Source organism: Nostoc sp. NMS4 (genome assembly GCF_017115095.1).
Taxonomy (GTDB): domain Bacteria; phylum Cyanobacteriota; class Cyanobacteriia; order Cyanobacteriales; family Nostocaceae; genus Nostoc.
Genome location: NZ_JABXKI010000251.1, coordinates 1 through 20,138, shown reverse-complemented (window position 1 = coordinate 20,138; position 20,138 = coordinate 1). Strand labels below are relative to the sequence as shown.

Here is a 20,138-nt window from a genome sequence, read left to right as displayed (position 1 = left end):
CCCTACCCTGCGGGAAGGCGAAGCGCCTATGCGTTTAAAACACTTATATAGTTAAAAACCCACACTGACCTCCTGAACGGGTACAGCGTGGGTATTTTATGCCCATAACATGAATGCCAGTCTTAGCGGAACATACTACTGACTGAAGTATCTTCATGAATCCGCCAGATAGTTTCTCCTAACAGATTTGCTACTGAAAGCACCACTAGTTGGGGAAAACGATTGTTTTCTGGAATGGGAATCGTATTAGTGACAATGACTTCCTCAAACAAGCCACTAGACAACCGCTCCATCGCTGGTGGAGAGAACACCGCATGAGTTGCACAGGCATATACCTGACGCGCTCCTTCTTCACGCAGTAATCGCGCCCCTTCTGCGATCGTGCCCCCAGTGTCGATCATGTCATCCACTAATACTGCTGTTTTGCCTTTAACATCACCGATGATATTTAACACTTCTGCAACATTATGTGCCTGACGACGTTTATCAATAATCGCCAGTGGAGCATCACCCAGTTTTTTCGCAAATGCCCTAGCTCGGGCTACACCACCAACATCAGGAGAAACAACTACTAAGTCTGGCAGTTGTTTGCTTGCTAGATAATCTAGCAATACTGGTGAACCATAAACATGGTCAAAGGGTATATCGAAATAGCCTTGAATCTGAGCCGAGTGTAAATCCATTGCCAGAACGCGGTTAGCACCGGCTTCGGTGATTAAGTTAGCAACCAGTTTGGCGGTTATTGATTCTCGTCCTGCGGTTTTGCGATCGGCACGTGCATAACCATAATAGGGAATTACTGCCGTTACCTGTCGCGCAGAAGCTCGACGACAGGCATCAACCATAATCAATAATTCCATCAAATGATCGTTTACGGGTTGACAACATGGCTGGATTAAATAGACATCACAACCCCGAATCGATTCTTGAATTTGAACGTAAAGTTCTCCATCCGCAAATCTTTTGCGAATCATCGGCCCCAAGTCCATACCCACGTAACGAGCAACTTCTTGAGACAGTTGTATATTGGCAGAGCCAGAAAACAGCCGCAAGCGATGATTCTCGTTCAGTCCTGTTGTAGATGGTTGCACTTTGAAAGTTGCAGAACTCAGCACAGCAGATCCTCTATGTGCATTCATAGCAATATTATCATTAGAGATTTAATAGATTTCACCGAGAAATAGACTAAAAAAACATCTGTGAGTTTTGTGGAAGCTTCCATACAAAATTTAAACATTTTCCCATAAAATTATCATTTGCTAATTGTCTAATTTTCTTGGTAAACAAACTACCGATAGCTTAACGGACATCAAGATCGTCCACTAGTAGTCTATAGTTAAAATTTTTGAGTTGAGGTAAATAACCCAATCTCTCAAAAAAATATTGGGGTGCTAGATAGCTTCTGCTAACTACCTCATTTATAACTGACAGTAAAGCATTTATAACTTAAGTGATATTGAAGTTTGTTCTCATATACACTACAACACTTTTGCCTAAGTATTGAAATTGTAGCATATTATCTTAGTACTTAGCAGATTGACAAAAAACGATATATTGAGAAGACTCTAGCATTAGACACAGTTTACTTACGTAGAAGTTTTTGTATAAAGATTAGATAAAGCTTACATAAAGATTGTATAGTAATATGTTTTTTTATTCCAAAATATTACTCAATAAGTGTAATATCAGCTAGGTAAAAGCTACCAGTAATTTTACTCAGTTAAATTTTAATAAAATTAAAAAATTGCTCAATATAGTTCTCCTGAAATCTTGAAGCGGCAGGTATACTTATGGCTTCTCAACGTACTTCTGTAGTAGAAAAATCTTTAACTGCCATAGCAACTAGTTCCAAGAAGTCAGGATACTACTTAGCTGCTATGCGACCGCGACAATGGACAAAAAACCTGGTGGTGTTTGCAGCACCATTATTCGCGTTTAGCATAAATCTCCAATCTCTGCTAGGTAGCCTATTGGCATTTGTATTATTTTGCTGTGCATCAAGTGGCTTCTACTTAATCAATGACATCGTAGATGTTGAATCCGATCGCCAGCACCCTGTCAAGTGTAAGCGGCCAATTGCATCTGGATTAGTTAGCACTCGTGTTGCTAGTGTGATGGCATTGGTACTGTTGAGTAGTGCTTTGATTTTTGGGTGGTTGCGATCGCCGCAGTTGGGTGCAGCTATAAGTGCATACGCCCTATTGCAGATAGCTTATAATTTGCGACTCAAACGAATGGTGATTTTGGATGTGGGAGCGATCGCTACCGGATTTGTTTTACGAGCTTATGCCGGCGCTGCTGCCACTGGAATTACTTTATCATCTTGGTTTTTAATCTGCACTGCGATGCTGGCGCTATTCTTGGGAATTGAAAAACGCAAAGCAGAACTACGGTTAGCAAAAATAAAAGGCAGCAAGCCTCGCTCTGTCCTCAAATACTATTCCTTGCCTTTGCTGGGGCGTATGGAAAATGTTGTCACCACTGGCACGGTAGTCACCTATGCTCTTTGGAGTGCTGGGCCTTATCTACACGGAGCGCCTACATCTTGGATGCTACTGACTTTACCGTTTGTTTTGTATGGAATTTTTCGCTATCAATTGCTGAGTGACCCGGAAGAAATTGCTAGTTACAGTGACGAGATTATCGAACAAGGTGGACGCAGTGAGCGACCAGAAGAAGTTTTATTGAAAGATTTGCCCATTCTGTTAACTGTCATTGGTTGGGTATTTACTTGCTTTGTAATTCTTTTGCTCAAACATCAAGGAATGATTGAATAAATCTGGTAAATAGACCAATGACATAATTTTCGGGACTTTGCGGATGAAAAATTTCAAAACTTTTTTGCTGAAGTGGCCCAAATTTGGCATTAAGGAGAAACGCCATCACCTTCCACGACATATCCATACACTAGCTGAAATAGAAATTGACAAAATCAAGATTTGTGGTGTTAAAGGAATCATTCTTGATTTAGATAACACTATTATTTCTGAAGACGATCGCTATCTATCTCCTTATGCAGAAGATTGGATTACACAAGCAAAGTTAGCTGGATTACAATTTTTTATCCTCTCAAATGGGAAACGTCGCTATCGTGTCAAATATTGGTCTCATCGTCTTGATATTCCAGCATTAAGTCCTGCAAAAAAACCCTTTCCCCCCGCATTTCGACAAGCGATCGCCTATATGCGCTTCCCAGCAAAACACATACTAGTTGTTGGTGATAGCTTACATACCGATTTTATGGGAGCATTACTTTCTGGATGTGGCTTCATCCAAGTTGCTACCCTACCACATCCGCCACGATGGTGGGAAAAACTTGCTGGTAAATGGGTGCAAATACATTATCCATCTGAAAGAGAACTTTGGGATTTTGATGATGCTGTTGGTTATAAGAATTTCTGAGAAATTGCTCTTTCGCTCAAAAAATATCACTTGATAAATTTAGTAAATTTTTACCATGAATAACCCTATAATCTTTAGTTTGCTGATTTTAATCACAGTGGGGTTAAATACACTAGCTCAGAATCTATTAAAACTAGGCGCAGGACAAAATCCGTTAAATATCTATTTACTAGGAGGAATTTGTAGTTATGGTTTAAGTACAGTTTTTTACGTGCTAGTTTTAGGGAAATTGAATTTATCTGTTGCTTATCCTCTCGTGATAGGATTAACAATTATATTCACAATGATTACTGGTGCTGTAGTTTTACGAGAAAAAGTCTTAATTGGCCAATGGTTAGGAGCCGGTTTAATGTTGAGCGGGATCTGGGCGATCGCTTCAAGTAAACATTGACTAGTATTTCCAAAATACTTAAGTTATGTCTGCAAGCATTTGCCTGATTCATGATTCTACAAGTTGGAATAAAAGCAGGTATGCCGCAGCCATTTATCTAGTGTCATACACAAGAAATAAAGTTATGATTAAAATCCTCAATCAGAGATGGTCTAGATATTATGTCTCTGTTTTAATAGTAATTTTTTTGGGTGTTTTTCTCCGTTTCTTTATGCTGTCAAACCAAAGCCTTTGGTTTGATGAAGGTTTGAGCTTAGGTAATTCTGATGTCTCGACACTTCAAGAGAGCATTTCGAGAGTTAGACACATCAAAGATAGTGATAGATTTCAACCATTATATTTTATAGTTTTGTTTTTGTGGCGTAAGGTATTTGGTGAAAGTGAATTTGCCCTTCGCTCACTTTCTGCTGTTTTAGGAATTGGCACAAATATCGTTATATTCTTTACTGCTTTGCGAATATATGGCAAAAAACACGCTTTATGGTCTTTGCTAATCGTGACATTTAGCTCTTTCTGTGTTTACTATAGCCAAGAGGCCAGAATTTATGCCTTAGCAATGTTTATAGCCTCACTTCAACTATATTTCTTTAGCAAAGTATTAGTTAAAAATGGCGATCGCCAAAGCATTTCAAAATGGCTGTTCGGTATTTTTGCAGGATTAGGAATTTTTAGTAATATTAATATGCTCGCTTTCACGATAGCTTTATGCCTATCTCATATTGCTATCTATAGAAATTTTAGACAATGGTTGCAATGGTGGCTTCCGGCTGCGTTTTTCTGTACATTATCAATTTTCTATCACTTAACTTTACCTGGAGCAACCGATCCCGAAAGCATTGTAATTTCTCGTTTGGGGTTTCCCATAATTCAAAATATTCTTTTCGTGCTAAATGGGATTTTAGTGGGGACAACCTATGGGCCTTCAATGGAGCAGTTACGCGGCGATGATAGAATACAGGTTCTACTTCATTATTGGCCTCACATACTTCTATTGTTGATTGTCTGCACTGTAATTTTTCTTGCTTTAATAAAAGTTTTATTGAGATACAAAAAAAATAGCAGCGAGTCACATCCTGATTACTTCTTTGCTTCGGTTTTTGTCCTGGCATTTTTACTAGGATTGGTCTTAGCCGTAGTCGCCAAATTTAATTGGGTACCGCGTCACTCTTATTATCTTTGGTTCCCACTTGCCATGCTGATTCCATCTGTTTTGAGTCAAAAACCTGGTATTAGCTCAAAGCGCTATGGAATATCTCAGTTTGCTCAAATTGCTGTCATATCTTTGATAGTTCTGAATATTTATTCTCTTTTTAACTACTACTTCAATGCTGACTATCAAAAAGATGACTATCGGTCTGTTGTCCAGTATCTAATAAAAAATCAGTCGCCTTCTACAAAATCTGTATTTTTATTTGCCAATCCAAGATTATTTAGATACTACGGTGACACTCTAACTCTGAATGGAATGGATTTAGGCGATCCTTTAAGAAAAGGAATTATTGAGGAACATTTTGCCGAAAGAATTGAAAAATTAACAAATAATGCCGATACAGTTTTAATTGTAGTGAATCGTGACCATTTATTTGGCAAAGGATTGATTGAAAAACAGATGAGTGATTTGTACAAGCTGGATTCTAAAGTTAATTTTACATATTTCAAAATCTATCGTTTTCCCAGGAAGAAAAATTGAATTAGCCATTGGGGACTCTGAAAGTTATAGAGTCAGAAAAACCTTACTCTGGTGAGGTGTACTTGTTGTGTATAGTAGAATATTGCCGCAGGTAAACTGTCTCGTCGCCTCTTGGACTTAATCTTTGTGGGTGACTTCCTTCTCAGTTGCTACTACACTCAAGCAATCGCTCATGCAACCACCGATTACAGTTGGCACTGTCTTGCAAAACCGTTACCGCATAATTCAAATTCTCGGACAAGGAGGATTTGGTAGAACCTATCTGGCAGAAGACCAGAGGCGGTTTAACGAACTTTGCGCGATCAAGGAATTGAATTCAACAGCAAGGTCGGCTTTGGATTGGGAGAAGGCACAAGAGCTTTTTCACCGAGAAGCTGCAATTTTGTATCAAATCGAACACCCACAAGTGCCAAAATTCCGGGAAAGATTTGAGCAAGAACAACGCTTATTTTTGGTGGAGGACTATGTTGCAGGTCAGACGTACCGAACTCTGCTGGCTGAACGTCAAGCTGTGGGTAAAACTTTCACAGAGGCTGAAGTATTGCAGTTAATACAGATGTTGTTGCCTGTTTTAGAGCATATTCACAGTCGAGGGATTATTCATCGGGATATCTCGCCAGAAAATATTATTTTGCGGGATAGTGATGCTAAACCTGTATTAATTGACTTTGGGGTGGTGAAGGAACTGGCGACGCGCTTACAATCCCCAGAAAGTCCGCTACCAGAAACCACCGTGGGAAAATTAGGCTACTCTCCCAGCGAACAAATGCAAACAGGGGGGGCTTATCCTAGTAGTGATTTGTATGCATTAGCGGTAAGCGCGATTGTTTTGTTGACTGGTAAAGAACCAAAGGATCTATTCGATCGAAACCAAGTAACTTGGAATTGGCAGCGATGGGTAAAAGTGAACCCACAATTTGCTGTAGTGTTGAATCGAATGTTGAATCATCTACCGAGCGATCGCTATCAAAGTGCTGCTAGTGTATCTCAAGCACTACAACCTTTACAAGAAGTCAATCTTCCTAAGGTGAATGTGTCTAACTTGCAGACAATGGCAGTTAGTCGCCGTCCTGACTTAGTAACACCAGCAGCTTCGCCCAAAAAACCCGATCCTGTGATTCCAGCAAGTCCTACTAGCTCAATTTTAGATAATCCCTTAGCGATCGCCGCAATTGGCATTGTTGTCGTCATCGTCGCCGGATTTGGTTCTTGGGCATTAGTCAGTTCCATCCGCAGTCAGCCAAAAACACCAAATGAAACGCTTCCACAAAATTTCCCTTCACCAGTAATTCCTAGTGGTACGACATTCACGCCAACACCGACACCGACACCAACACCAACACCGACACCTACACCTACACCTACTAGCGATCGGCCTGTTGTATCTACTAAGCGCCTCAAGCTTACAGCCTCTAAACCAACTAAGGTTGAAGGTACTCTCAAAGCAAATCAAATTATCCAGTACAGCTTTTTTGGACGAGAAGGTGCTAAATTAAACACGTTTATTGACCCAGCAAGCAGCATTCTGCTAACAGTCTTAAGTCCCAACGGCCAACCAATCGAGAATACAGCCCAACAAGTCACATTTTATCAAGGCACATTGTTGGTTACTGGTAGATATACTATTGAGTTAACTCTGCTTTCAGGAGTTGCCGAAAGTAATTACAACCTCAATGTTGGATTAGAAAAACCAGTCAAACCAACACCCACAGAAACACCATTGCCAATTCCTACAGAAACACCATTGCCAATTCCTACAGAGACACCTTTGCCAATTCCTACAGAGACACCATTGCCAATTCCCACAGCGACACCCTTGCCAATTCCCACAGAGACACCCTTGCCAATTCCAACCACTACTGAAGCCCCAACTATTCCGCCGCCTGATGGAACACAACCATTTTCTGGCCAAAGAAATTAATGTTAAATACACTACTAATTACTGGAACGGATACGGAAGCTGGTAAAACTGTTTTAACAACAGCCTTAGCAGCCTATTGGCAAAAATATTACCCGCAGCGTCGCTGGGGAATCATGAAACCGATTCAATCGGGGATTGGCGATCGCGAGTGGTATCAAAAGTTATTTGTGCTAGAACAATCTGCTGAAGAAATTACACCTTTGTACTTTCAAGCACCTCTTGCTCCGCCGATCGCCGCAGCACGGGAAAATCGCCGAGTAGATTTAGCAGTAGTTTGGCAAGCTTTATCTAAATTGCGATCGCAGCGTGATTTTGTACTTATAGAAGCCTTGGGAGGCTTAGGTTCGCCAATAACCGAGGAATTAACGGTAGCTGATTTGGCAGGGGAATGGCGTTTACCAACGGTATTGGTAGTACCAGTGAGATTGGGTGCGATCGCTCAAGCAGTAGCGAATGTAGCATTAGCCAGACAATCGCGCGTCAATCTCAAAGGCATTGTGTTGAACTGCGTACAAAGACGAACGGATGCAGAAATAGCCGACTGGACACCATATCAATTGATTCAATCACTCACTAACATGCCAGTTTTAGGCTGCTTACCCTATTTAGATAACCTGACTGATTTAGATAAACTTGCTCAAATAGCATCAGATTTAGATTGGGAAACACTAACACTTGAGAATGATTCAAATTGACATTATTTTGATAGATAAGCTAATCGGCATTTAATTGCCGATTAGCTTAATAGCCGACCCTCTAGGACAATCAGATTTAATTAACCACATAACGGTTAATTTGTACAGTACTTAAGTCTAAAAAAAATATATTCCTACTTTTGCGAAATATCATTTCCGTTAACTGTATTCATACATAGACGATAATTCTGCTCAGTTTCATCAACATTAGAAAGTCTTGGAGGCTAAATGTTTAATAGAGTTACTGCTGCTATCATTACCGCAACTATTTCTTTTTCAGCTACATCAGCTTTTGCTATTAATAATCGTGTTCATGTTATTGGAAGTTGTGCAGCTTACAATAATCGAGGAGTTCGAGTCACAATATTAAGACCTGACTATTATATTTTGATAGAGGAAAGAAGATTTAATGATGGCGATCGCGGAGTTAAAGTATGGTCTGTTAATGATGAAAGTGGATTGTGGCGAAAAGTGAATGTCTCTAGTCGTTGTTTAGAATCACACGGAGGAATAATTACTAGATATTAAAATAGACATCTCTGAAACATCGCATTAACTCACATCTTGCACCTAGCCCTAGCGATTAGAAATCGTGGCTATACAAACGAACGCGAACAGCGTCTCGCAGAGAAGTCCACCTGCGCGGACTAACAAAAAATCAAGGGTTTGAAACCCGCGCAGACGGGTTTTGCCTGTGTAGCCGCGACTTCCAGTCGCCTAGTGCAAGATATAAGTTAACTCAATTAGGATACAGCAACATTTTTGAGGATAGTCATCGGCCCTTGGGTTTTAAGAATCTCCATTTCTGCTGCATTTCGCACCAGCAAAGCACCAGCGAATCCTAATGAATTCACAGAGATAGATTGGAAATGCTCTTGCGATCGCGGTACGATTAACATCCATTCTCGTGTCGCTAGCAGATTGTAAGCGCCAGATTGCTTTGCATCTAAACCCACAGCATGACGCAAAGTGTGATAGATTTCCAATGTTGCTTGCCCTCCTGCCAATGGCGATCGCATCCAATTAGAATTTAGTGATGCGAAAGCGTGTACAAAAGGAAGTTTTGCCGATCTTAGCAAAGCTTCAATCGGTATTTGCAACCCTGAAGGGGCAAGTGGTAGTGGCACTAATTGTAAGTGCTTGTGTCGCTGACTAGCACCTGCGGTTTTGCTACTGTTGTAAAATGCTAAACCATCGAAATCAGCCAAACACGCCCACATAGCCGTAAAATCTTCCAGGGTGAGTAAGCTTTCTTGTTCCTCAAAACCACGGGTGATGATTAGCAGATGATAATCAACAACATTGAATTTATTTAAAATACATACATGTGTATTGGAGATATCCGCCACAAATAAATCCTCTTCGTAGGGCAAAAAAGGATTAAACTCTTCACCAGAAGTAGCAGATTGTTTTTCCTGTTTCTCCTTAGCTGCTTTTTTGCGATTCAGGTTAGACAAAATCCGCACCAAAAAGCGTACCCCATCCTGTTCAACAAATTCAAATTCTGTCGGAATCGATAGTAAAGCCCCGCATTCCAAAGCATATTCAGTCCGTTCTTTAACACTTGTCCATAAAGTGCCAGGTTTAAGTAAGATTTTCCCCTGTGCCATTTTTTTTCCTTCAGGCATGATGAAGAGTACGCAGCAATGTAAGTCTCTACGAATCCAATACGGTTCATTGAAGAAGAATTCAGAAGTCAGAAGCGGAGACGTTTCTGTTACTCCGGTTCAGAATCAAGACGCGACTCGAAAATACTCGCTTGCAGTCGGCGCTATCTGCCAGCGATGCACTGAGTTTCGACTGCGCCCAACTACAGGCGATCGTTGTGCCGTACAAAATTCATTCTGAATTCTGAATTCTGACTCCTGAATTCTGACTCCTGAATTCTGACTCCTGACTCCTGAATTCTGTTCGATAAAATACCAAAGCATTCACAACAACGCAATACCTCCGCAACAAAACTGTCACAAATCATATCTACATTAGTAATACATCTAAATATCCTTCCAGACAGCAATGCAAAACCAATCTAGGGACAGAGAACACCCATCAAATAGCATTTCACATAATACTGCTGATGCCAAATATCATAAACCCTGGAGAAAGGCTGCCGCCTCTCTATCGCTGGTGCTGCTGGGATCAGGTATGACATTGGCAGGTGGCTATATGGCAGGACACTCTCAGCAGGTGTCTGAAAATGCATCTAATTTGGCAGTGAGTCGAGTAAGTGCTGCTCCTCCATTACCAGCTGGCACAGATCCTAACTTTGTTACCCAGGTGGTGCAAAAAGTAGGGCCCGCAGTGGTACGAATTGACTCTTCCCGAACCATAAAAACCCAGTTACCAGATGAATTTAACGATCCAATTTTCCAACGCTTTTTTGGCTCTCAAATGCCAGAACAACAAAATCGGGTAGAAAAGGGTACTGGTTCCGGTTTTATTATTAGTGCTGATGGTCGTATTCTCACCAATGCTCACGTAGTTGATGGTGCTGATACGGTGACAGTTACACTCAAGGATGGGCGTAGCTTTAAAGGTAAAGTATTAGGAAAAGATGAGTTGACCGATGTTGCTGTTGTCAAGATTCAGGCAGACAATCTGCCCTTAGTAGCCTTGGGTAACTCAGATAAACTGCAACCCGGAGAATGGGCGATCGCTATTGGCAATCCCCTTGGATTAGATAATACAGTAACTACGGGAATCATTAGTGCCACCGGACGCAGTAGCAATCTAATCGGCGCTCCCGATAAGCGAGTAGAGTATATTCAAACCGACGCGGCGATTAATCCAGGTAACTCCGGTGGACCTCTGTTAAATGCCCGTGGCGAGGTAATTGCCATGAATACAGCCATTATTCAAGGGGCACAAGGATTAGGCTTTGCTATTCCAATCAACACAGCACAACACATTTCCAGTCAGCTAATAGCTACAGGTAAAGTCGAACATCCTTATCTGGGAATTCAGATGGTGGGGTTAACACCTCAGCTTAAACAAAATATCAACTCAGATCCCAATAGCGGTTTGAGTGTGAATGAAGATAAAGGTGTATTAGTTATAAAAGTTCTACCAAATTCACCAGCTGCAAAAGCAGGGATACGTGCTGGTGATGTGATCCAAACGCTTGGTGGTCAAGCAGTCACAGATGCCAGTAGTGTCCAAAAGGCAGTAGAAAATAGTCAAGTCGGGAGCGACTTACGTATGGAATTAAGTCGCAATGGACAGAATCTTAACATAGCTGTGCAACCTGGTGCTTTCCCCACCCAAGTCCAATAATCGCTGTGGTGAACTATTTTGAAGGATTTTTGAGTAGCAAGTCAGTAGTCTTAAAAATCAGAGGCTTCTGACTTGGTGACATCTGGGTTACAGTAATATTTAAGTACTGTCTGAACGTTGTCTCCAAGCCAGTAAGCCTTTTTCTCTGGCGATGACCCACTAGCGATCGCCCAAGTAGCGAAAGATGAGTCCCGATGACCACACAAGCTCATTCGCTCTGGCTTCCTTACGCACAAATGAAGACTGTTCCATCCCCGTTGAAAGTAGTTCGAGCAGAGGGGGTCAAACTCTACCTCGATGATGGCACGGTGCTAATTGACGGTATCTCTTCGTGGTGGTGCGTTATTCACGGGTACAATCACCCTGTCCTCAATAAGGCGGTTCAGGAACAGCTTGCAAAATTTGCCCATGTTATGCTCGGAGGTCTTGTTAACGATGCAGCTATTGATCTCGCTGAGACGTTAGTCAGGATTACCCCTAAGAGGCTCAATCACGTGTTCTTTGCTGACAGTGGCTCAGTGGGGGTAGAGGTGGCGCTCAAGATGGCAATTCAGTTCTGGCGCAACAAAGGTGTACCACAGAAAAGTCGTTTCGTAGCCCTCCGCCGGGGGTATCACGGCGACACCACAGGGGCAATGTCGGTGAGTGACGACGACGAGGGAATGCACCGATTGTTCAAAGGGGCTATACTCCCCCAGTATTTCGTCGATGCACCAGGCGGTAAAAACATAGAGTCTGACGAATGCCAAGCATCACTTTGTCAACTCGCCGAGCTTCTGCGATCGAACAAAAACCAGATTGCTGCCATGATCCTCGAACCAGTATTTCAAGGAGCGGGTGGCTTTCGCTTCTATCCCCCAGAGTATTTATTCCACGCCCGAAGACTGTGTGATGAGTACGGGGTGCTACTCATATTCGACGAGATAGCAACAGGTTTCGGGCGAACAGGAGCCTTATTCGCCGCCGAGCTTGCCAATGTCACCCCGGATATCATGGTACTTAGTAAAGCGCTCACTGGGGGATACTTCGGACTATCGGCGACTATCGCTACAAGCCAAGTCTACGAGTCATTTCTCGGTGACGATCCGCAACTCGCCTTCATGCACGGGCCAACTTTCATGGGAAATGCAGTCGCCTGTGCTGTGGCGTTGGCAAGTATCAGCCTGATCGAAACCGAAAACTACCTTAGTAAAGTCAAAGCCATTGAGCAAGTACTCAAAGAAGAGATCCAGGGATTGGAGGGGCGATCGCTTTGCGACGCACGAGTGCTTGGAGCCATAGGAGTCCTGGAGTTTGAATCTCCGTCGAACCTCGTGGGATTCAGGGAGTTCGCTCTAGAACGGGGAGTGTGGCTCCGCCCCTATAGCAAGTGGCTATACACTATGCCCCCATACATCATTGGTGAGGACGACTTGCGACGAATCACCGCAGTAATGAAGGAGTGGGTGTCACACCAGGGCAAACGCATCTAAATCTTGACGAGCCAGATTAACTGTACAGTGACTTTTTATTTGTCGCTGTGCCGAATAGCACTAAGGAACATGGATTAAATAAGATGCAAAACTTCATCCTGTCTCTAGCTTCCCTCTCCTTTATAAGGAGAGGGATTGAGGGTGAGGTAAACCAGGGACATAAATTGTATATTATTTAATTCTTATTCCTAAGTTAAGATACAGCCCTTGCCCCAACTTTGCCCCAACTGGTTCCCAGCCTCCAGGCTGGGAAACCATTCCTAGAGGCTCCGCCTCCTCTTTCTTGACAAGAGGCAGCAGCCCTCTCGGAATTCGTTCCCAGCCTCCAGGCTAGGAACGAGGTTATTAAAATTTATATTTTTTTATAACAGTACTAAAAATAAAAAAACTTGTATTTTTAAGATTTGGTAAAGCATTTGACGTAACCTCTCAGTCATGATAATAAATAATTATAGGTAGAGTTAAAAATAAATAATTAAAATAAATTAGACCCCATTAGTTCCCATTTACACAATCAAGCTAACCAAATCAATAACTAATCTTTTCTCAGTAATAGTTGGTATTAATTAGGTTGGCAAAGGTATTTGTTGTATTTAAACTTACAGTTTTGATTAATCAACATTGAACTTATGAAGAGTTCTTTGACTGAGGCCGAACTTAGGCATTAGTTAGAAATTCAGGAAAAATAATAAATATGGCAGTTATTTACGGTAATCCATCTCCTGACATCATAAATGGGACTGCGGGAGATGACACGATATATGGTTGGGCTAATGGTGGTAACGCCAATAGTATTTCCGCTAACGACACCCTGAATGGTGCGGCTGGTAATGATAATTTATTTGGCGGGACAGGAAACGACAGTTTAATCGGTGGCCTTGGTGATGACACACTTGATGGCGGCTTGGGTACTGACAGCTTAAATGGGGGAGTAGGCAACGACACTTACATTACTGACAGCGCTATTGATACCATTACAGAAGCTGTAAATTCAGGTACAGATACAGTCCGGTCTTCTGTCACCTACACACTAGGCGCTAATTTAGAGAACCTGACGCTCAGGGAAACTGGCTCCATCAACGGCACAGGTAACAGTCTGAACAACTTTCTCTTTGGTAATACTTTTAACAACACTCTCAATGGAAGAACAGGCAATGACACACTAGACGGTAATGTAGGCAATGATATCCTCAATGGTGAGGATGATAATGATAGTCTACAGGGTGGGCCTGGCAATGACATACTCAATGGTGGGTCTGGTAATGACATACTCATTGGTGCTTGGCCTGGTAGTCCACTTTCACCGGGATTAGGAGAGACTGATACTTTAACTGGCGGCGTTGGGTTAGATAGATTTGTCCTTGGAGACGCTAAAAATGTCTACTACGACGATAAAAACACTGCAAATGCTGGTTTTGGGGACTTGGCTACCATTACTGACTTTAACCGTAATGAAGACCAAATAGAACTCAAAGGCTCGCCAAAGGACTACCGCCTACAAACTGTTGGAGCCAACACACAAATATTATTAGACAAACCTGGAGCAGAGCCAGATGAAATTATAGGTATTGTGCAGGGCATAGTAAACCTCAGACTTGATAGTGATGACTTCTTTTTTTATGAGCGAGAAAATGCTCGACAAGCTACAAATAATACCCTAGCTAGAGCTGAAGGATTGGGTTCTTTATCATCCGGCTCAAACATTAATCTGTCAGGTGAGTTAGTAACAGTTCAACCGGGGGACAATCCCGATTTCGACTTTTTTAAATTTTCTCTAGCAAATCCAAAAACTGTCACCATCAGTGCGGTGACAACTGATGATACAGTTATTGGGTTGTTTAACAATGCTGGGACTTTACTGCAAAGTGACGACGATAGCGGCCCCGATTTTGGGTCATTAATTACCGCTTCACTAGGCGCAGGTACATACTCCATTTCAGTGAGTAAATATGCTTTCTTTCCTCAAGATGGCGGAATTTTTTCTGGCACTAGTGACAGTAACTCTGCTCCTTATACCCTAGAAGTCAGTTTGGCATAAGAATATAGTACCCATTGTTCATTTTATCCCGGAATCTCTAAAGTTTTTCCCCGTTCGAGAGGGTTTAGCAACAAAATTAACTGACTATTTTATCAATAAAATCATGAATAACACTAAATTATCCAACCAAGTGAAACGTAGGTTTTTCGGTAAGTTTTTTACTAAAACGCTATTATTTACAATTACACTATTATTTACAATCATCTTATTAAATCACAGCACTATTGGAGTAAATGTTGTACCTCAATCCCTGCGTCCTGATATTAAGATTCGCAATATTACGAATACATTATCAGTCTCTCCTTCTGTGCGGATTGTCAAAGATCCACGAAACAATACTCTTTATTACCTCAAAAGAAATGGTGAGATTTATCGAGTCAATTTAGCCTCTTCTACTAGTACACTTGTGTACAATTCTAGCAATCATAATATAAGTGAAACTCAAGGTATAGCCATTGGCCCTAACGGCACAATTTATTTAGTTGGCAATGCAGACCTTGTGAATAATCAGACTAAAGCGATTATTGTTAAGGGTGTAATTAATTCGAGTACAGGACAGCGTATCTGGTCTATTTTAGCTAAGAGTGCAGCTTATCCCAAAAGCAAAACAGCTTATGACCATCGCTTCAACGGCGTAGTTGTTAGCCTAGATGGTAACTTTATCTATGTGAATAGCGGATCTCGTACCGATCATGGTGAGGTTCAGTCTGTTGATGGTCTATATCCCAATACTCGTGAGGTCGGATTAACCGCTTGTATACTCCGTCTTCCTAGTAATGGTAACAATCTTTTTCTGGCAAACAATCGAGCAGCCTTAAAGACAGCTGGCTATATTTTTGCAGAAGGAACACGCAATACTTTTGATATGGCTTTTGCACCCAATGGGGATTTATTTGGTACAGAAAATGGCCCCGATCGTGATATGTCTGAAGAATTAAATTGGCTGCGTTTAGGTGGTAATTACGGCTTTCCCTGGCGTATTGGTGGGACAGATAATCCACAACAATTTCCCAATTATAATCCTGCCACTGACCGATTGTTAAGCCCTCAATTTAACGCTATCCAAAGGGGCTACTATCGTAAGGATCCAACCTTTCCTACTCGGCCTACTGGAAATTTGATTGAACCAATTCCTAATCTTGGGCCGGATGCAGATAATTACCGCGATCCTGTAGATGGAAAAATCAAAGATGCCAGTGTTCTTGGACAAAGTTTTAGCACTTTTACAACACACCGTTCTCCTTTAGGATTAGTTTTTGATACACAAGGAGTAATGAGTCCAGAATTCAACAGAGATGGATTTATGTTGAGTTGGACACCAGGCGATCCCACTGGGGAAACACTACCAGGCCCTTTTAAAGATGCTAGCCAAGACCTACTGCATTTAAAGTTAACTAAAGTAGGAAATACTAACTATAAACTTAATGCTACGCGCCTTGTCAAAGGTTTTAGTAATCCCATTGATGCTGAGATTATTGGTAATAAGATTTATGTGATCGAATATGGTGGAAATCAAGGAATTTGGGAAGTGTCTATGCCTATCAAGTAAAGTGAACTGGGTAGTTTGGCATTACATTAGTACAGCTTTGCGTAAAATCGTGGCGAATTGAGGGTTGAAATTTAAACGCATAGGGCGCGAAGGGAAGCGCAGAGGTACGCAGAGAATGTTTTAGTACATCAGGGTGGCAAAGGATATGAGGTTGAATTTGTTACATTAGATGGGGAAACTGTGGCAATTGTTTCACTCTAAGCATACAAGTACGTCCCATTGGTAGAAGAGAAATTGTGGATCAGTCTATTAAGTCCCGGATAACTTGAGGTCTTTTTTTATTTCAAACATCACGCCTAAATTGCATCTTGATGTTTGTTGATTCTTTCTCGGATTGTTTGACGGATATCTTCCCAATCTTGAACAGTCATTTCTGTTGCATTCCCAGAGTTTAATCCTTCCAGAAGCATTGTTTCTAGACGTTCTTTAGCTCTTTGTTTTTGATCTTGTCGCACTAATTCACGAAAATATTCGCTGACACTGCTGTAACCACCTTGAGCTACCTGTTCTTCTATATAAGTTCGCATGGTGTCAGGTAAGGAAATATTGATACTTTTCACAAGTGTTAGTTTTTAAATCTGTTTTTCTAGATTATGGCAGTTTTTGCCATTTTATGCGATCGCACAGAAGATGTTATTAGGGATTGAACTGATAAAGCTGGGTTAGCGACAGCATAATACAGCCTACAGGACTAACTAATGTTGAGTTTCTAAGGCAGAGTCCAGTTTTCTAGTTTTAATCCGTTTATGCGTTCGTAATGACGAGTATTGTTTGTTACTAAAGTGTAATTTTCTGCAAGTGCGACGCTAGCAATTAGTAAATCAAATTCAGCAATTGTTTGTCCTATTTTACGGAGTTCTGCCTTTAATTCACCATACTTTCTCAGAGCAGGATCAGTTAAAGGTAGAACGGGTAAGTTTTGAATAAAGTCTTCTGCATTACCTAAGTTTTCTGAAACTCGATTAGAATTGTATGCACCATAATACAATTCAGCAGCAGTGATGACACAAATGCATACTTCATCCCATCCGACTGCTAATAATTTATCTCTGACTGGCTGGCGACCCTTAAGCCAATAAATACACGTATCAGTGTCGAGCAAATAATTCACAAGCTATAATTGCGATCGCTTATGGTACGACTTGAATATATTTCATCAACAATTTCTTCTGCGGTGCGTGTATCTTCCCAAGTTCCAAAGGTTTCTAAAAAAGCTTCTGATGCATGGGGTTTTGGCTGCTGTTCAGATGAGAGTAGAATTTCATTAACTATCAATTGATTTGCTTCTGGGACTCCTAATTTTTTGGTTTCCTCTTTAGCTATAACCATAATTTGCATCAAGGTTATAGCCTGACGCAGAACATCACCTTTACTTGTGCCTATTTTATTTGCTAGTTCGTCTAATATCTGATTTAGTTCAGGTGACAAATCTAAGTTTAACCGAACCATCTTTTGAGTATTAGTCATGGTTCCATCCTTACGTAAAATCTTAATTACATTATAGTTGGCTGAGGCTGTAAGATTTACACCAATGATTCAAGAATTTCATAGAGTTATTCTGACTAATATAATGATGGTTGTATCTGAATTCATTTGTTTTCGAGGAATTCATCAACTGTAATCCCTGCCTGTCGAATCAAACTTTTAAGTAACCCAGGTGCTAATTCCCGATGATTGGGAATTGATAAAGTTGGTTTTGATTCACACACACCAAAGTATAATATGGCTTCCAGTTTGGTGATCTAATACATAACCAAATTTTTCAAAAATCTTGACAGCTTCCTTACCGGAGATATTTGATAAACGTCCCATTTATACTACAACTTCCCCGATAAATACTTGCGATTCTTTAACAATATAAGGTTTGCCATGTTTAGCTTGAACGTGGAGATATCCCGTAATGGCATCTTTAATATTTTCAATTGCCTCATCTAGTGTTTTGCCTTGACTCACGCAGCCTGGAAGTTCAGGAACCTCAGCAACATAGCCTTTATATTCTGAATCAAAGGTAAAAATTACTTGAAATTTCATAATAAATTAATCTTGGATAGTTGAGGTCTAGAATAAATATAACGTTCAAATCCTAAGTTTGTACTTTATTCCATTAGTAGAAGAGAAAGTGTGCGATCACACTTCCTCAACTTGTATTTTTGAGTTCCAAACGACTGAAGTTGCGGCTACAAGAACAAAACCTGCTTACACAGGTTTTAATCCAGAAAAATTGCTTTCTTGCACAAATTCTTATTTACTACTGTAATTTGCTTGCCTCTGATATTTCACGCCAAAAATCGAGGGCTGATTCGGTTCTGAATGCAAGCCGTCTACACAATGATCTTGCTATTGCTGTACTATACGGCGAAGAAAGACTCTCTGCTATTTGACGGGGCTTTCCATCCAAGATTTCTTTATGAGTAAATTGTGGAATTTCCCCAAGAAGTAAACTTAATAGTAATAACCCTGTATGGTATATATCTACCTGTCTTCCAATTACTCCATATTTTAGTGGAGCCAGGTATTCTGGCGGTAACATCCATTCTGCAAGTATTGTGTTAAATATATCGATATCTTTCTCTAATCTAGTTATTCCTAAATCACCAATTTTAAACATAAAAACTGGATCATTACTTGGATTCATCTTGTCCTGTAACAATGACAAAAAAACATTTCCATGATGGATATCTTTGTGAACATAGCCTGCATTATGTATAAAGTTAATTCCTTGTAAGACTTCTCGTGCAACATGTGGTAACCAAAGTTCTAGTTGTAAATTTGGGAATTCAAGAAGATCCTTGAGCGTAAAATTACAGCGTTCTATAATAAGGTAAAAAGTATTACGACATTCAAAAGCAGCATATACATAGGTAATCTTTGGATGACGAAGTAACACTAGCTTGTTTAGTTCTTCTAACCACTGTTCTCGAACTTGTTCGTATGTTTGATTTCGAGGAACAAGAACTTTAGCTACAAGTTCATTGCCCCACTCATCTTCACATTGATATACTTTTCCATAGTGTCCTTGACCAATAACTTCACCGATGAAGTATCGCATTCCATTGTAATCAATATAATGACCTTCTTCTGGTGGCTGAAAATTTGGTGGATTAATCACTTGTGTATTTAGGCTAATTATCAAAACCCCATAATAGCAAACCCTCATCCAGTAAAACACTGAGATAGGGGTATAATAATAGATTATATTTAGCCTTAATGAACTAACCCGATCGCACTTTTCCTCAAGTCTCCACATTCCCCACGCTTCCAGATAAAAATATCACCCTTCGTCCTAGCTCAAAAATCAAGTTTTGCGACTTGTAAACTAAGTTTCTGACTCGTAAACCAGCTTTTGCGACACGTAAACCAGCTTTTGTGACACGTAAACCAGCTTTTGTGACACGTAAACCAGCTTTTGCGACACGTAAACCAGCTTTTACGACACGTAAACCAGCTTTTACGACACGTAAACCAGCTTTTGCAACATGTAAACCAGCTTTTGTGACACGTAAACCAGCTTTTGTCAACGAATTTCAGCAAATCTACTCCCATTTTTCCTGCTTGCTAAGTTCTCTTCAATAAAAAAACGCAAATATACGCATTCCAACGCCACTTTCAGCGTTTCTATACGTATATTTGCGATAATAGAAGAAATAATTCCAGCCTTAATGCACTAATGCGATCGCACGTTTTGTCAACGCTTCAGCAGTCAATCC

23 protein-coding genes are annotated in these 20,138 nt (G+C 40.8%); 11 read left to right on the top strand and 12 right to left on the bottom strand.

Features of this window, described 5'->3' with window-relative positions:
• Window positions 1-122: 122 nt before the first annotated feature.
• On the bottom strand, window positions 123-1,139 hold the full coding sequence (locus HWQ37_RS22540) for a ribose-phosphate pyrophosphokinase (RefSeq protein ID WP_292751029.1): 1,017 nt from the start codon (window positions 1,137-1,139) through the stop codon (window positions 123-125).
• 651 nt (window positions 1,140-1,790) lie between these two features.
• Between HWQ37_RS22540 and HWQ37_RS22535 the strand changes: the two genes are divergently transcribed.
• From HWQ37_RS22535 to HWQ37_RS22505, 7 genes are all read left to right on the top strand, one after another.
• A complete protein-coding gene (locus HWQ37_RS22535) occupies window positions 1,791-2,777 on the top strand; it encodes a decaprenyl-phosphate phosphoribosyltransferase (protein ID WP_292751027.1) in 987 nt (328 codons plus the stop codon).
• A 43-nt stretch (window positions 2,778-2,820) separates the two neighbouring features.
• On the top strand, window positions 2,821-3,402 hold the full coding sequence (locus HWQ37_RS22530; protein WP_292751025.1) for a YqeG family HAD IIIA-type phosphatase: 582 nt from the start codon (window positions 2,821-2,823) through the stop codon (window positions 3,400-3,402).
• Window positions 3,403-3,457: 55 nt separating this feature from the next.
• The gene (locus HWQ37_RS22525) at window positions 3,458-3,793 is read left to right on the top strand and encodes a small multidrug resistance protein (RefSeq protein ID WP_292751024.1); all 336 of its coding nucleotides are present in this window, start codon (window positions 3,458-3,460) and stop codon (window positions 3,791-3,793) included.
• Between the two features lie 25 nt (window positions 3,794-3,818).
• The gene (locus tag HWQ37_RS22520) at window positions 3,819-5,483 is read left to right on the top strand and encodes a glycosyltransferase family 39 protein (protein ID WP_292751023.1); all 1,665 of its coding nucleotides are present in this window, start codon (window positions 3,819-3,821) and stop codon (window positions 5,481-5,483) included.
• Between the two features lie 172 nt (window positions 5,484-5,655).
• Window positions 5,656-7,404 (top strand): protein kinase domain-containing protein, encoded by a 1,749-nt coding sequence (locus tag HWQ37_RS22515; protein WP_292751051.1) that lies wholly within the window; start codon window positions 5,656-5,658, stop codon window positions 7,402-7,404.
• Complete coding sequence (gene bioD / locus HWQ37_RS22510) at window positions 7,404-8,099, top strand: dethiobiotin synthase (protein WP_292751022.1); 696 nt, start codon at window positions 7,404-7,406, stop codon at window positions 8,097-8,099. The genes HWQ37_RS22515 and bioD overlap by 1 nt, the downstream gene beginning before the upstream one ends.
• Before the next feature lie 228 nt (window positions 8,100-8,327).
• Window positions 8,328-8,627, top strand: a complete 300-nt coding sequence (locus HWQ37_RS22505; protein WP_292751021.1) for a hypothetical protein — start codon at window positions 8,328-8,330, stop codon at window positions 8,625-8,627.
• A gap of 215 nt (window positions 8,628-8,842) precedes the next feature.
• Here HWQ37_RS22505 and HWQ37_RS22500 read toward each other — a convergent pair whose 3' ends face one another.
• Window positions 8,843-9,709 (bottom strand): ATP adenylyltransferase family protein, encoded by an 867-nt coding sequence (locus tag HWQ37_RS22500; protein WP_292751049.1) that lies wholly within the window; start codon window positions 9,707-9,709, stop codon window positions 8,843-8,845.
• A gap of 123 nt (window positions 9,710-9,832) precedes the next feature.
• Entirely contained in the window at window positions 9,833-10,030 is a 198-nt protein-coding gene (locus HWQ37_RS22495; RefSeq protein WP_292751019.1) for a hypothetical protein, read from the bottom strand.
• Window positions 10,031-10,115: 85 nt separating this feature from the next.
• Here HWQ37_RS22495 and HWQ37_RS22490 point away from each other — a divergent pair, with 85 nt between their 5' ends.
• Window positions 10,116-11,372, top strand: a complete 1,257-nt coding sequence (locus HWQ37_RS22490; RefSeq protein WP_292751017.1) for an HhoA/HhoB/HtrA family serine endopeptidase — start codon at window positions 10,116-10,118, stop codon at window positions 11,370-11,372.
• 50 nt (window positions 11,373-11,422) lie between these two features.
• On the opposite strand, the gene HWQ37_RS22485 is transcribed toward HWQ37_RS22490, so the two are convergent.
• Window positions 11,423-11,584 (bottom strand): site-specific integrase, encoded by a 162-nt coding sequence (locus tag HWQ37_RS22485; RefSeq protein ID WP_292751016.1) that lies wholly within the window; start codon window positions 11,582-11,584, stop codon window positions 11,423-11,425.
• Between HWQ37_RS22485 and bioA the strand changes: the two genes are divergently transcribed.
• The 3 genes from bioA to HWQ37_RS22470 all read left to right on the top strand — a co-directional run bounded on the left by bioA (window position 11,567) and on the right by HWQ37_RS22470 (window position 16,431).
• Window positions 11,567-12,844 carry an adenosylmethionine--8-amino-7-oxononanoate transaminase gene (gene bioA / locus HWQ37_RS22480; RefSeq protein WP_292751015.1) on the top strand — a complete coding sequence of 426 codons (1,278 nt, stop codon included), beginning with the start codon at window positions 11,567-11,569 and terminating at the stop codon, window positions 12,842-12,844. The two genes, HWQ37_RS22485 and bioA, sit on opposite strands and share 18 nt — an antisense overlap.
• Before the next feature lie 694 nt (window positions 12,845-13,538).
• Complete coding sequence (locus HWQ37_RS22475; RefSeq protein ID WP_292751013.1) at window positions 13,539-14,882, top strand: DVUA0089 family protein; 1,344 nt, start codon at window positions 13,539-13,541, stop codon at window positions 14,880-14,882.
• 103 nt (window positions 14,883-14,985) lie between these two features.
• On the top strand, window positions 14,986-16,431 hold the full coding sequence (locus HWQ37_RS22470) for a PQQ-dependent sugar dehydrogenase (protein WP_292751011.1): 1,446 nt from the start codon (window positions 14,986-14,988) through the stop codon (window positions 16,429-16,431).
• A gap of 296 nt (window positions 16,432-16,727) precedes the next feature.
• On the opposite strand, the gene HWQ37_RS22465 is transcribed toward HWQ37_RS22470, so the two are convergent.
• The 8 genes from HWQ37_RS22465 to HWQ37_RS22435 all read right to left on the bottom strand — a co-directional run bounded on the left by HWQ37_RS22465 (window position 16,728) and on the right by HWQ37_RS22435 (window position 19,949).
• A complete protein-coding gene (locus HWQ37_RS22465) occupies window positions 16,728-16,991 on the bottom strand; it encodes a type II toxin-antitoxin system ParD family antitoxin (protein ID WP_292751009.1) in 264 nt (87 codons plus the stop codon).
• Between the two features lie 149 nt (window positions 16,992-17,140).
• On the bottom strand, window positions 17,141-17,542 hold the full coding sequence (locus tag HWQ37_RS22460; RefSeq protein WP_292751007.1) for a type II toxin-antitoxin system VapC family toxin: 402 nt from the start codon (window positions 17,540-17,542) through the stop codon (window positions 17,141-17,143).
• Window positions 17,539-17,898, bottom strand: a complete 360-nt coding sequence (locus tag HWQ37_RS22455; RefSeq protein WP_292751005.1) for a hypothetical protein — start codon at window positions 17,896-17,898, stop codon at window positions 17,539-17,541. Before HWQ37_RS22455 ends, HWQ37_RS22460 begins: the two co-directional genes overlap by 4 nt.
• Window positions 17,899-18,020: 122 nt before the next feature.
• Window positions 18,021-18,140, bottom strand: coding sequence for a type II toxin-antitoxin system HicA family toxin (locus tag HWQ37_RS34705; protein ID WP_363318171.1), 120 nt, complete (start codon window positions 18,138-18,140; stop codon window positions 18,021-18,023).
• Window positions 18,133-18,243 (bottom strand): type II toxin-antitoxin system HicA family toxin, encoded by a 111-nt coding sequence (locus HWQ37_RS22450; protein ID WP_292751003.1) that lies wholly within the window; start codon window positions 18,241-18,243, stop codon window positions 18,133-18,135. The genes HWQ37_RS34705 and HWQ37_RS22450 overlap by 8 nt, the downstream gene beginning before the upstream one ends.
• On the bottom strand, window positions 18,244-18,462 hold the full coding sequence (locus HWQ37_RS22445; protein ID WP_229552331.1) for a type II toxin-antitoxin system HicB family antitoxin: 219 nt from the start codon (window positions 18,460-18,462) through the stop codon (window positions 18,244-18,246).
• Between the two features lie 217 nt (window positions 18,463-18,679).
• Window positions 18,680-19,540, bottom strand: coding sequence for a protein kinase domain-containing protein (locus HWQ37_RS22440; RefSeq protein ID WP_292750999.1), 861 nt, complete (start codon window positions 19,538-19,540; stop codon window positions 18,680-18,682).
• Between the two features lie 124 nt (window positions 19,541-19,664).
• Complete coding sequence (locus HWQ37_RS22435; protein ID WP_292750997.1) at window positions 19,665-19,949, bottom strand: hypothetical protein; 285 nt, start codon at window positions 19,947-19,949, stop codon at window positions 19,665-19,667.
• Between the last annotated feature and the right edge of the window lie 189 nt (window positions 19,950-20,138).